We start from the raw sequence: 13,977 nt of genomic DNA, 5'->3' as shown, positions 1-13,977 counted from the left end.
TTAAGACAACAATTTACTTAAAAGGGATGGTAAAAACAAGTCTTGCTCCGTTTTTTATGTCTTTTATAGCCCAAATTTTTCCGTGATGCTTTTCGACTATTTGTTTCGTAATTGCTAAACCTAAACCACTGCCTTGGGGTTTTCGTGTATTTTGATCTTGAGATTGATAAAACTTATCAAAAATATAATCGTGATCTTCGTCTGGAATCCCTTTACCATTGTCGGTTACAGAAATTTCAAGACATGTATTACCAAGTTTATAATCTACTATAATTTCACCCTTTTTTGGTACGCAAAATTTAATAGCATTAGATAGTAAATTGGTTAGTACTTGTAAGATTCGGTCTTCATCATAATTGGTTTTAAAACTATGTGTATTTTTATTAATAATCTGGACTTCTTTTTTCTTTGCAATTTGATAAGTACTACTTATTGCTTTAGTAATAGTTTTTTGAATGTCTTGATATTGCATATCTAAATGCAAGCGCCCAGTTTCTAACTTTTCAAAATCTAGTATATTGTGAATTAAACGCCCTAAACGATCAGAATCTTGAAGAATATTTTTTAAAAATTGCGATTTAATTTCCTGAGGCATGTCATCTTCTTCATCCATTAAAAGCTCCGTTGCAGCTCGTATACCAGTAATTGGCGTTTTGAGTTCATGTGCAACCGTATCTAAAAATTCATCTTTTTGTTTATCTTTTGAAATTAATTCTTCATTAGCATCCTTAAGCTTTGAAGATAGTTGTGTGAGTTGATTAGACTTTTCTAACAATACTTTATTACTTACTATATTATCTTTAGATTCTTCTAAAATTTTTAATACTTCCACCAAACTAATCTGCTCTTCTTTTACCACACTTGCAATTAGTATTTTGGCAGAAGCAGAACCAATGCTACCTGTAAGAAGTTTTTCTGAAAAATTAATTAATCGTGCATCTGCTAATTGTGTATCTTGTGATAATTTATATTTTGTGAAGAAAATTTTTAAAGCACGAGTGGCTCTTTTATCTCCTAAAAAACGAACTAATACATTTTTAATATCCGATACATACGCTTCCCCTTTCCATACCAATGCACTATCTTGAAGTGTTGTAAAATTTTTGCTATCTACAAACATCTCGGCATAATTACGTTCTCTATAATTTCCTTTAGAAACTAGTGAAAACACTAAATAACTCAATACATTAAATGTCATGCTCCAGAAAAAAGCATGGGCTGGTGGACTTAAAAAATGGATGCCAAAAAGGGCATAAGGTTTTAATGCAGATATACCAAATAACCCAAGTTGTGTAAAATCTTCTGTACCAGTGTATGCGCGTAAAGTAAAAGGTAAAACTAAAGTATATACTGCTATTAAAAAACCTACAATAATACCTATGATTGCTGCTTTTGAAGAACCTCGATTCCAATACAATCCAATAAAAAAAGAAGGTGCTAATTGAGAAATAATGACAAAAGAAATTAAGCCAATAGAATATAGAGAGAGTTCTTTTGAGAAGGAAATATAAAAGAAATATGCAGAAATAATAATTGTAAAAATAGAAATACGACGTATATTCTTAATATACTTAGAGTTACGCTCTGGTTGATTTTTAATGAATTTATCTAAAAAACCATAAGGAATAACTAGGTTATTACTTACCATGGTCGATAACGCTAAAGTAGATACAACTACCATGGAGATGACCGCTGAAAATCCACCTAAAAAAACAAGTGTTGCTAAAAAGGAGTTTCCATTTTCTAACGGTAACAATAACGAATAATACTCTGCATTTTGTGTAGAACCAAAAGTGAGTTTTCCAGCCCAAGCAATAAAAATAACAAAGAGATTAAAAAGCAGCAAATAGAGAGGAAAGAGCCATATTGCTTTTTTTAAATGCTTCTCTCTATTGTTCTCTAAAACGGATACTTGAAATTGTCTTGGTAATAAAAAAATAGCCATAAAAGACAAACCAATTAGAAAAAACCAATTAAAACCATCTTCTACTCCACTAAGTGTGGTAAGTTGTTTAAAATTATCGGTTATAGATATTTGATTATAAATAGCTGTAGTACCATTAAACAAATAAAAAGTAACATAAGCACCAATGATTAAAAAGAAAACTAATTTCAATATAGATTCGAAAGCTACAGAAGCAATTATACCCTTATGTTTCTCGGAAGCATCTGTATTTTGTGTTCCAAAAAAAGCCGCAAAAATAGCTAGTATTAAAGCGACATAAAATGTAGAATCGTCGATAACAGCAGTTGAAATATAACTAGTGTCATCAGACATAATTTCGAAAGTTTCTGAAACTGCTTTAAGCTGTAATGAGATATAAGGTAAAGTACCAAATAAACAAATAATAGTTACTAATGCTCCTAAAAATCTATTGTTTCCGTAGCGAAGAGAAATAAAATCTGCTATAGATGAAATTTTATGTTGCTTAGAAATTCTAATAATCTTTCTAAGTACAACAATCCATAAAGGAGCTGCTATAACTGGGCCTAAATATATAGGTAAAAAGTTAATCCCAGAATTTGCAGCAATTCCTACACTACCATAATACGTCCAAGCCGAGCAATATACAGCTAAAGACAAAGTATATACATACGGATTATTAACCCATTTGCTTTGGCGTTTCTTTTCCGCAAGAAAAGCAATGTAAAATAACACTGCTAAATAGATAATGATAATAAAAATTAAAGCGTAATTATTCATAGTGGCGTTTTAAAACGATATATGAAATAATTATAGATAACAACCAAATAGAAAAAATAGAGAAATATAAGGTTGGTACACCAAAAACAGCACCTTGAAAATTAAAAACAAGTATAAAAGGGATATTAAAAATTAAAAACAATGCTATAGATAAAACTACTAGTTTTTGTTCGTGACGTTTTTTCATTCGGTTAAAAATAAATTGGATTTTATTCTACTAATATAAGAAATCAGCACTACATAAATGTAATGCTGATTTGCTAACTAACTAAATTAAATCAAATTCTAATAATTTATAGTAGAACTTCAATCTAATGGTCTGAAGCTTCCCCTGCTCCAGAAGGTATTCTTATACTTTCTACCATATCTTGTACATCTTTGGGTGGCTCTACTGTCATACGAGAAACGACTAAGGAAATCACAACGTTAACACACATTGCAACAGTACCAAACCCTTCTGGAGATGTACCAAACCACCAATCTTCACTTGTTCCTCCTCCAAACATGTTTAATTTAAATTTCATCATGTAGAATAACATTAAAACGATACCTACAACCATTCCTGAAATAGCACCTTGGCTATTCATTCGCTTATCAAAGATTCCTAAAATAATTGCTGGGAAGAATGATGCAGCTGCGAGACCAAATGCGAGCGCGACGACTGCAGCTACAAAACCTGGCGGATTAATACCAAAATAACCAGCAATTAATATTGCTACAAAAATGGAGATTCTTGCAGCTGTTAATTCGCCTTTATCCGAAATGTCTGGTTTTAATTGCTTTTTAATTAAATCATGAGAAATAGAAGTAGAAATTACTAGTAATAATCCTGCTGCTGTAGACAAGGCCGCAGCAAGTCCACCAGCTGCTACTAATGCAATAACCCAATTAGGTAAATTGGCAATTTCTGGATTAGCTAACACCATAATGTCTCTATCTACATATAATTCGTTTGTTGCTTCACTAGCATTGGAAACCATACGCTCACCATGTGCTCCTCTTGCATCCGTATAGACTGGTTTTTTACTTGATAAAGCACTACCTGCTACATATTGAATTTTCCCATCTCCATTTTTATCAGCCCAAGCAATTAAGCCCGTGTTTTCCCAATTTTTAAACCATTCAGGAATTTCAGAATATTCTTTATTACTTACAGTTTCAATTAAATTTGTTCTTGAAAACACTGCAATAGCAGGAGCTGTAGTGTAAAGAATTGCTATTAAAAATAAAGCATAACCAGCAGATTTACGAGCATCTTTTACTTTAGGTACTGTAAAGAAACGTACAATCACGTGCGGTAATCCTGCAGTTCCTGTCATTAATGCTAAAGTAATAGCAAAAACATCCCAAGTAGATTTTGTTCCGCTAGTATATTCGTTAAAACCGAGTTGTGTATGTAATTTATCTAGTTTATCTAATAGAAACTCGCCGCCTTCTACTGTCCCTCCCATTCCTAATTGCGGAATAATATTCCCTGTCATTTGCATAGAGATAAAAAATGCTGGAACCATAAAAGCAAAGATTAAGACACAATACTGTGCTACTTGTGTATATGTAATTCCTTTCATTCCTCCTAAGAGAGCGAAAGTTAAAACGACTGTCATTCCAATAATAACACCCAAGTTAATATCGACTTGTAAGAACTGAGAAAACACGATACCAACGCCTCGCATCTGACCAGCAACATAAGTAAACGATACAATTAGCGCACAGATTACTGCTACGGTTCTAGCCGTGTTAGAATAATATCTATCGCCAATAAAATCAGGGACAGTAAACTTACCAAATTTACGTAAATAAGGTGCTAACAATAAAGCTAATAGCACGTATCCTCCAGTCCAACCCATCAAATACACGGAACCATCATAACCAGCAAAGGAAATGATTCCCGCCATACTAATAAAGGAGGCTGCAGACATCCAATCGGCAGCTGTTGCCATACCATTTGCAAGAGGAGAAACACCTCCACCAGCAACATAAAATTCTTTAGTTGAGCCTGCTCTAGCCCAAATTGCTATTCCGAAATATAAGGCAAAAGTAATTCCTACTAATAACCACGTCCAAGTTTGTACACTCATAATATTTTTATTTTTTTAGGTTTCCTTTAGTGTTTAATTTTATTGCTACAAATTCTAAAGAAAAAGAAGAATCGCATTAAAACTATAAAGCAAACATTTAGTTATTAGTTAAGACTACTCGTCGAAACCGTATTTTTTATCTAGTTTATTCATTAATCTTACGTATACGAAAATGAGTACTACGAATACATAAATGGATCCTTGTTGTGCAAACCAGAAACCTAGTTTAAAGCCTCCAAGTCTTATTTCGTTTAACTCTTCTCTAAATAATATGCCGCATCCAAAGGATACTACAAACCATATGACTAGTAATATGATTAAATATTTAAGATTTTCTTTCCAATACGCAGATGCGTGTTCTTGTTTTTCGCTCATAATAGTTCGTTATTTTATAGATATATCATTGCTTGAAGAGAAATAATATTTTCATCTAAAGCACCAAATTGTTGATTTTTATATTCTAAAGTTAGCTTAGAGTTATGGCCACTCATAAAAGCATTTATCCCCACACCCAAAGTAGTTCTGTCATCGCTTACAGCATCATAGTTATGCATACCATAGCTTAGATAAGGTTGAAATCTTGTTTTCTTTTTATCTCCATTAAATACATAGCCTACATGAGCATATAACATGCTTCCAGTTCCATAAGCACTGTATAAATAATCTTTTCCATAGTCACTATTTTGATACACTGCATAAGCTGTAATTGCGCTACCTTTATCTCCAATTGGTGCATCATAAAATGCATCTAAAGCAAAAATAGAAACATCCTCTCCTTTTAAATCAGGATTTAATAAAGTACCATCATCTACAACAGATCCCTTAGGATGTAAAAAGAAACCCGCACCTACATTAAATACTTTTTTTCCACCTAAATAAGTTCCAACTTTATAAGGTAAAAAATTCGATTCTTGATCGAAAAAGTGATAATCAAAGTAACCAGCATAGGTTTTACCTGCATCTTTAGAACCTAAAGAAGAACGACCATTATAAACAGCATCTTCTCCAGCGACTGGAGTTCTACTATCTAAAGTTGCATTGGAAGCATCATTAATAGCAACACGGTATTGAAGCTTGTTAAAACTACCTTTTGCAAAAATTCCTAAGTGACGTGCAAATTGATCTGACAAACCTATTGTAGCCCAAGATTGGCGATTATTATCTAAGGTCATCATATTTAAAGTACTTTGATTATTTAATCTAGAAATACCATTAAAATAATGTAATCCACCACCAACAGTGTGGTTAGCACCTATGTTATATTGTGCCCAAACATCATGAAAAAAGAGTTGAGATCCATCTCCTTTTCCGGTTGGACTTAAGGTAGTACTTGTTAAACTGTTTAGTCCAAAATGTGTTAGGATTAAAAAGTCTTTGTTAATTTGAGCAAACATTAAAACACGAGCACGACGTAAATTAAAATTTAATTTACTGTTTTCGTTTCCGTTTGCATCAAATGTTTCATCTGTGTTGTAATTGGCTTGAACTTGCGCCCAAGAAATTAGCCGAAGATATTTAGAACCATCTTCATTAAATTTAAACTTAAGTCCTCCAGAATAATCTGGAGATCCTTGCGCTTTAAGATATTGAAAGGACATTAAAAAGAGTCCAACCAATAAAAGGATTTTTTTTCTCATTGTTTAAAAGGATTAGTTAGTAATTGGTTTTGTGTGCACCACTAAGCTCTTAAAAACAATCTGTTAACAAAAAATTAATATATCTATTTGTTAATTTAGTATACTAATCTTTAAAACGCTCCCATTTAATAAGCATAAATTTATCCCCTAACTCAGTAACTACAACTCCTGCTCCTTTTATATTTTCAGAATTACTAAAATATATTCCCAGCTCTAAAGCATTTAAAATCTTGTATGTTGGATGATAATTAGAATTATATGGTCGTTTAATATTGTATTTTTTAACCCAATTCATAATGCTTACATGAGAAATACCTAAAATACGTTCGATTTCCCGATAGGTTAATCCTTCTAAATATAATTGCAATGATTTGTTTACGTAATAATCATCTATCTTCTTCCCTATCTTATTTACAGAGAAAAAGTAATTACATTTTTTGCACTTATAACGTTGTCTGTCGTTAACAATTCCACTTTTAATGTAATGGTCGGAACCACAATTTGGACACAAATCTATCTTCATATATATTAATTTAGCATAAATATATTAAATTAGCAACTTAATTTTTATTAAAATGTTAAAAAATCATTGTTTAATCATAAAAAAAGCCCAAAAATCATGAATACTTATAATTTTAAGGGCTTATTTTAATAAAATGAAAAAACAGAAAACTAATACGCAACTATATTAAGTATTAAAAAAAACTTCTTCTTCTGGTGTTAATAATCTAGAATGGATTAAAAAACGTAGCCCTAAAGGTATCTCTAAAGAGAAACTTGCGCCTCTACCTTCGGTTATATCAACAGTTAAATGTGTATGCTTCCAGTATTCAAATTGATCTTGATTCATATAAAAATTTACGCTATTTAAAGTTCCTAAAAGGATATCACTTTCGTCTAAATACATATCTCCTTTTTCAAAAACCATTGGTGCAGAGCCATCGCAACAACCACCACTTTGATGGAAGATTAATTCCCCATGTTTAATTTTTAATTGTTCTAAAACCTTTGCCGCTTTTTCTGTTATTGCAATTCTTTCCATATTTAAAGGTGTAAATTATAAAGGCTGAATTTTAATAAATCCAGCCTTATTTTTGCTATTAATCTACTACTAAAAGAAACCTAATTTATTTTTATCGTAAGAAATTAACATGTTTTTAGTTTGACGATAGTAGTTTAACATCATCACATGGTTTTCTCTACCAAATCCTGATTTTTTATAACCTCCAAATGGTGCATGTGCAGGATATGCATGGTAACAATTTACCCAAACACGACCAGCTTTAATAGCTCTTGGTATTTGGTATAATTGGTGTGCATCGCGCGTCCAAACTCCAGCTCCCAATCCGTAAAGTGTATCGTTAGCGATTTCTATAGCTTCCGCTTCATCTTTAAACTTGGTAACACAAGCTACAGGGCCAAAAATCTCTTCTTGAAAGACTCTCATTTTATTATGACCTTCTAATAATGTTGGCTTGATATAAAATCCGTTTGCTAAATTTCCTTCCAATAAATTCGCTTCTCCTCCTGTAAGTACTTTAGCTCCTTCGTCTGTTCCGATTTTAAAATACGATTGAATTTTCTCATATTGATCGTTAGATGCTTGTGCTCCAACCATGCAATTTACATCATATGGGTTGGATTGTATGATGGCATTTGTTCTTTCAATTACACGTGCCATAAAAGCATCGTAAATATCTTCTTGCACTAAAATTCTAGAAGGGCACGTACAAACTTCCCCTTGATTAAAAGCAAATAAAACAGCACCTTCAATCGCTTTATCTAAAAATGCATCATCATGATCCATCACCGAATTAAAGAATACATTTGGCGATTTTCCACCAAGTTCCATCGTTACAGGATTTAAGTTTTTTGAAGCATATTGCATAATTAATTGTCCTGTGGTAGTTTCTCCAGTAAAAGCCACTTTATCTACACGAGAACTTGACGCTAAAGGTTTTCCAGCTTCTGGTCCGAAACCATGAACAATATTTACTACTCCAGGAGGAAATACTTCTGCTATTTTCTCCATTAGTAAAGTTGCAGAAGAAGGTGTTTGTTCTGCAGGTTTTAAAACCACACAGTTACCAGTTACTAAAGCTGGAGGTAATTTCCAGGATAGCATTAATAATGGGAAATTCCATGGAATAATTTGACCAACAACACCTAATGGCTCCTTAATATTCATCGATAATGTGTTCTGGTCTAACTCGGTTGCGCTTCCCTCTTCCGAGCGAATACAAGCTGCAAAATAGCGCCAATGATCTACTGCTAAAGGAATATCTGCATTTAAGGTTTCGCGAATTGGCTTACCATTATCACAGGTTTCTACCAATGCAAACTCTTCTAAATTTGCTTCAATAATATCTGCTACTTTATTTAACAAAGTAGCACGTTCTGTTGCTGAGGTATTTCCCCAAGCTTCCTTTGCCGCATTTGCCGCATCTAAAGCTAGATCAACATCTTCTTTTTGCGATCTTGGATATTTAGCTATTAAACTATTATCTATTGGAGATGTATTTTCAAAATACTGACCTCCTATAGGATCGACAAATTTCCCGTTAATAAAATTGCCATATTTTTCTTTAAATTGTGGTTTAGAATAACTCATTTTATTTAATGTTAAATTAGTAATTAGATAATTTATTAATTCAAAAAATACATTATCTTTATTTTTGATAAAGTTATTTTATCATATTCTAATTAACTTGAACATATTTATCATAGTTTAGAACATATCTATTATTTAGATAATTATGAATTGAAATTTTGTAATATTGAGTATGAAGTCCATAATAAGTCAACATAGAAACAATAGAAAACTCACCACTTTGGTGGAAAATAGAACTACGTATAATGCGGATTATGCAGAGCTTAATATATTTGAAACACACGCTTTCGCGGAAAAAGTATCGCTAACGTTTAACTTTCCTATTATAGCAAGTATGCTTACTGGAAAGAAGATTATGCATATTGATGGTTTTGAAGCTTTTGATTTTTTTCCTGGCGAATCGGTTGTGATGCCAACCAACAAAGAAATGGTTATTGATTTTCCTATGGCAACAAAAGAAAATCCGACACAATGTTTAGCCTTAGGTATTGACGCCTTTAAAATTGAAGAGGTTGTTGAAAAATTTAATCAGCAAGTAGCTATTGAAAATGAAAACAATACTTGGGATTTAGACGAAACTACTTCACATTTAATAAACAATACAGATGTTAACCATTTAATTGAAAGACTTACCTACACTTTTACCAACAACAATAAATCTAAAGATGTATTATTAGATTTAATGATTCAAGAACTCATTGTTAGACTCCTACAAACAAAGGCCAAATCTTTAATAATAAACGATCCACATCAAATTTTTAACGACACCAGAATTGGAACAGTTATTAAATTTATTAAAGATAATTTAACTAACAAAGACATATCTGTAGATGTTTTAGCCAAGAAAGCATACATGAGCACTTCGCATTTTCATAAACAGTTTAAAAACACATTAGGCATCTCTCCTATTGATTATATAAATTCGGAAAAGATTAAATTTTCAAAGAAACTTATTAAACAATCTAAAGATTTTAGAATGTCGGAAATTGCATTTAAATCTGGGTTTAATAATACGAGTTATTTTAACAGACAATTCAAAAAAATGGAAATGATGACTCCGCAACAATTTAAGGCATCTATAAATAAGTCTTAACTGTGCTTCATTCTTTTAAAATACGCTTTCGCTTCTTTTACTACTTTTGGCGCTAAAATTAAAGTTGCTGTCATGGTTGGTATTGCCATTAAGGCAAACACACCATCAATTAAATTAATCATTAAAGCCAAAGAGGTTGTTGCTCCAAGAAGGATACTTAAAATATAGAAATAATTATAGTAATGTTTGTTTTTGTCTCCTATTAAAAACGATAAACATTTTCCGCCATAGTATGCATACGAAAACAAAGAAGAGACACTAAAAACTACAATACAAACAAGTAATAAATACCTGCCAAAAGTTGGCATAGCTGCTCCAAAAGCATTTGCTGTTAAACTCACGCCATTTGCTTCGGTAGTTTGCCAAACACCAGTAACTAAGATTGCCAAAGCGGTTAGTGTACAAACAATTAAAGTATCAATTGCAGGACCTAACATAGCGACTAAACCTTCACGAATTGGCTCGTTGGTTTTTGCTGCTCCATGTGCTAAAGGTGCTGTACCAATACCTGCTTCGTTAGAAAATGCACCACGACGAATTCCTAAAATAATTAATCCACCTAAAAGTCCACCCAAAAAAGCATCTCCTTTATAATTTTCGGCAGCAAAAGCATCTGTAAAAATAAGCTTGAAATAGGTTGGAACTACTTCCGCATTAGCGAATAAAATAATAAGAATCAGTACAAAATATAGCAATACCATAGATGGCACTAACTTAGATGCCACTTTACTTATTCGGTTTAAACCTCCTAAAATAACTACCGAAGTTATAGTTACTAGAATAAGACCTATTATTAAATTAGAAGTAAAATTAACAGCAACACCATTTGGTTTTAAAACAATATCATTAATAGCTTGCGTTAACTGATTCACATTAAAAACGGGTAATGCACCTATTAATCCGCAAAGACTAAAAAACACTGCCAAAGGCTTCCAGTGTTTTCCTAAACCTTCGGTAATAAAGTACATGGGTCCACCTTGAGTATTGCCTTTACTATCTTTTCCTCGGTACATGATTGCTAAGCTAGAAGTAAAGAATTTGGTAGACATACCAATAATAGCACTAATCCACATCCAGAAAACAGCTCCTGGTCCTCCAATAGAAATTGCCACAGCAACTCCAGCAATATTTCCCATTCCAATGGTAGATGATAATGCCGTAGTTAAGGCTTGAAAATGGGTGATTTCTCCAGCGTCTTCTTTATTGTCATATTTACCACGAAGCACTTGAATGGCATGCCCTAAGTAACGAAATGGAAGGAATTTAGATAAAAAAAGTAGATACAACCCACCTCCTATTAATAATATTAGTAATGGAAGTCCCCAAACGAAGGAGGCAAAATCGGCAATAAATTGGTCTAATATTTTCAACGGCTTCTATTTTTTTTATAAATGTATTGAAACGAATTGACTTTTAGATTTTAAAAAGGTAATTTAGTTCCTTTATTATTCATCAATCAAAATCAAAATCATGAAATTATTAAAACTATTATTCGCTTTTTGCTTTGCCTTTTCTTTACATGCACAAAATAATACTACCGAAAAACATTTCAGGCATTTAAGGTACAACCATGTATCACCTTATATTGATCTTGCTGGAATTCACCCTATATCAAAAGAAGAAGCGCAAAACACATCACATTATAAATTTACTTACGATGCTTCGGAAAGGCTCACCGAAATTATTAACAACCATTATCACACCGAAAAGAAACACCCTCTTGCCTCTATTGGTGTATATAGAATGGTTATTACTTATGAAGATAACAAGGAAACCAGAATCTTTTTCGACATAAACAATAAACGAATTACAAACGATCGAGATGTTTATAAAGAAGTCTTTTCTTATGATGCAAAAGGATTTAAAAATAAGTTAGCATTTTATAATTTAGAGGATGACGCAACCGAAACTAATTGGAAAATAGCTACCTACCAATGGACAAAAACAAAAAATGGGATTATTGAAAAACGCTTTAATCTTAAAAACGAAGCGGTTCCTGTATCTCCTTATTTTGCATTTGGTACTACACGTATAGAAGTGGATGAAAACGGCATACCAAAAGGACATTACAATGTAAATAATAAATTAGAAATAACCGAAAACGCTGCTGGTGTTGCTTCTTACCAAGACACTTATGATGCTATGCTAAATCATGTAAAATACACCTATCATGATAAGGACAACAATTTAACAATGAACCAATGGCAATTTTCAATTGGCGAAAAAGTATATGATAGTATTGGTAATAATATACAGCTTAACTATTATGATACCGAAGGGAAATTCTTAAGAGATCGATTTGTATATTCTAATACCAAAACAACTTTAAGTACAGTAGCTACCAAAAAAGATTCTACAGAAATTAAAGAAAAAGCATTGGGTTACCTTATTGGTTTACAACAATTAAAACCAGAATTAATGAATACGGTTATGAATGATAGCCTAAACAAAGTTACCATTGGCTGGGATAGAGCAACTAAAAAGGAATACTCCAGAAGAACCACAAAAGCACAAATGATAGAATTTGCTAATTCTTGGAATAAATCGAATACCATGTTTCCAGATCCACCAAATAACAAGGTAACTATACTTGACATTTACAACCGTATTGCAAATGTAAAATTGGTTTCAGATAATTGGGTAGAATATCTACACCTCATGAAATTAGATGGTACCTGGCAAATTGTAAACCTTATTTGGCAACATAAAGATATTAATCGCTATCCTAAAGAGTAAGCATAAAAAAGACCTAGCTAATAACTAGGTCTTTTTTTTTAATAAGTATTATTAATCCTATTTTCCCAAATACGCTAAAACATTGTTTTCAATTCGTTTTTGAATATTAGAAACATCTGCTTTTACAAATGGCTCTCCCATGATGTTCTCGTAAAGTTCAATATATCTTTCGGAAACTGTTTCAATGTACTCATCGCTCATTTCAGGAACGGTTTGTCCTTCTAATCCTTGAAAGTCATTTGCAATTAACCATTGGCGAACAAACTCTTTAGACAGTTGTTTTTGTGCTTCCCCTTTATCCTGTCGTTCTTGGTAGCCATCGGCATAAAAATAACGCGAGGAATCTGGTGTATGAATTTCGTCAATTAAAACAATTTTCCCGTCTTTGGTTTTACCAAATTCGTATTTGGTATCGACTAAAATTAATCCGCGAGATGCAGCAATTTCCGTTCCTCTTTGAAATAATTTTCTAGTGTAGTCTTCTAATATAAGATAGTCTGCTTCCGATACTATTCCTTTTGCTAGAATGTCTTCTCTAGAAATATCTTCGTCATGATCTCCCATTTCTGCTTTGGTTGCAGGCGTAATAATTGGATTAGGAAATTTATCGTTTTCTTGCATTCCTTCTGGCATGGTTACACCACAAAGCATACGCTTTCCAGCTTTATATTCTCTTGCTGCATGACCAGACATATAACCACGAATTACCATTTCTACTTTAAAAGGTTCGCATAAATGACCAACAGCTACGTTTGGATCTGGCGTAGCGGTTAACCAATTTGGCACTACATCTTCGGTAGCTTTCATCATACTAGTTGCTATCTGGTTTAGTATTTGCCCTTTATATGGTATTCCTTTAGGCATCACAACATCGAACGCAGAAAGTCTGTCTGTTGCAATCATTACCAATTCTTTATCATCGATATTGTAAACGGCTCTTACTTTTCCCTTGTAAAGGCTTTTTTGATTTGGAAAATTAAAGTTAGTATCTATAATTGTGTTACTCATTATTTGTATGCTTTTGGCCAATAGCGATAGCCTTTTGTGTTTTTATTTTACGTAATGCTTTTTTAGCCCTGATTGCAGTGGCATCCTTTTTATGTTGGTTCGAGCACATT

General features: G+C 32.5%; 12 protein-coding genes. 2 read left to right on the top strand and 10 right to left on the bottom strand.

Annotated elements, in window-relative coordinates; translation table 11 throughout:
- Nucleotides 1-13: 13 nt before the first annotated feature.
- The 8 genes from ACVC3Y_RS04140 to ACVC3Y_RS04105 all read right to left on the bottom strand — a co-directional run bounded on the left by ACVC3Y_RS04140 (nt 14) and on the right by ACVC3Y_RS04105 (nt 9,030).
- On the bottom strand, nt 14-2,704 hold the full coding sequence (locus tag ACVC3Y_RS04140; RefSeq protein WP_452226192.1) for an ATP-binding protein: 2,691 nt from the start codon (nt 2,702-2,704) through the stop codon (nt 14-16).
- Nucleotides 2,697-2,891 (bottom strand): hypothetical protein, encoded by a 195-nt coding sequence (locus ACVC3Y_RS04135; protein WP_303424396.1) that lies wholly within the window; start codon nt 2,889-2,891, stop codon nt 2,697-2,699. The genes ACVC3Y_RS04140 and ACVC3Y_RS04135 overlap by 8 nt, the downstream gene beginning before the upstream one ends.
- A gap of 124 nt (nt 2,892-3,015) precedes the next feature.
- A complete protein-coding gene (locus ACVC3Y_RS04130) occupies nt 3,016-4,782 on the bottom strand; it encodes a sodium:solute symporter family protein (RefSeq protein ID WP_303424394.1) in 1,767 nt (588 codons plus the stop codon).
- 114 nt (nt 4,783-4,896) lie between these two features.
- Complete coding sequence (locus tag ACVC3Y_RS04125; protein WP_303424392.1) at nt 4,897-5,157, bottom strand: DUF4212 domain-containing protein; 261 nt, start codon at nt 5,155-5,157, stop codon at nt 4,897-4,899.
- A 14-nt stretch (nt 5,158-5,171) separates the two neighbouring features.
- Nucleotides 5,172-6,419, bottom strand: a complete 1,248-nt coding sequence (locus ACVC3Y_RS04120; protein ID WP_452226191.1) for a hypothetical protein — start codon at nt 6,417-6,419, stop codon at nt 5,172-5,174.
- Nucleotides 6,420-6,522: 103 nt separating this feature from the next.
- On the bottom strand, nt 6,523-6,942 hold the full coding sequence (locus ACVC3Y_RS04115) for a transposase-like zinc-binding domain-containing protein (protein ID WP_452226190.1): 420 nt from the start codon (nt 6,940-6,942) through the stop codon (nt 6,523-6,525).
- Nucleotides 6,943-7,107: 165 nt separating this feature from the next.
- A complete protein-coding gene (locus ACVC3Y_RS04110) occupies nt 7,108-7,461 on the bottom strand; it encodes a DUF779 domain-containing protein (RefSeq protein WP_303424388.1) in 354 nt (117 codons plus the stop codon).
- A 69-nt stretch (nt 7,462-7,530) separates the two neighbouring features.
- Nucleotides 7,531-9,030, bottom strand: a complete 1,500-nt coding sequence (locus ACVC3Y_RS04105; RefSeq protein ID WP_452226189.1) for an aldehyde dehydrogenase family protein — start codon at nt 9,028-9,030, stop codon at nt 7,531-7,533.
- 172 nt (nt 9,031-9,202) lie between these two features.
- Here ACVC3Y_RS04105 and ACVC3Y_RS04100 point away from each other — a divergent pair, with 172 nt between their 5' ends.
- A complete protein-coding gene (locus ACVC3Y_RS04100; RefSeq protein ID WP_452226188.1) occupies nt 9,203-10,123 on the top strand; it encodes an AraC family transcriptional regulator in 921 nt (306 codons plus the stop codon).
- Here ACVC3Y_RS04100 and ACVC3Y_RS04095 read toward each other — a convergent pair.
- Entirely contained in the window at nt 10,120-11,493 is a 1,374-nt protein-coding gene (locus ACVC3Y_RS04095; RefSeq protein WP_303424382.1) for an alanine/glycine:cation symporter family protein, read from the bottom strand. The genes ACVC3Y_RS04100 and ACVC3Y_RS04095 overlap by 4 nt on opposite strands.
- A gap of 100 nt (nt 11,494-11,593) precedes the next feature.
- Here ACVC3Y_RS04095 and ACVC3Y_RS04090 point away from each other — a divergent pair, with 100 nt between their 5' ends.
- Nucleotides 11,594-12,859: a nuclear transport factor 2 family protein gene (locus tag ACVC3Y_RS04090; RefSeq protein WP_452226187.1), complete on the top strand. Its 1,266-nt coding sequence runs from the start codon at nt 11,594-11,596 to the stop codon at nt 12,857-12,859.
- A gap of 57 nt (nt 12,860-12,916) precedes the next feature.
- Here the strand turns inward: ACVC3Y_RS04090 and ACVC3Y_RS04085 are convergent, their stop codons facing one another.
- Complete coding sequence (locus ACVC3Y_RS04085; RefSeq protein WP_452226186.1) at nt 12,917-13,867, bottom strand: phosphoribosylaminoimidazolesuccinocarboxamide synthase; 951 nt, start codon at nt 13,865-13,867, stop codon at nt 12,917-12,919.
- Nucleotides 13,868-13,977 lie beyond the last annotated feature (110 nt).

Source organism: Lacinutrix cladophorae (assembly GCF_053604645.1).
This window is presented reverse-complemented; position numbering and strand designations above follow the sequence as displayed.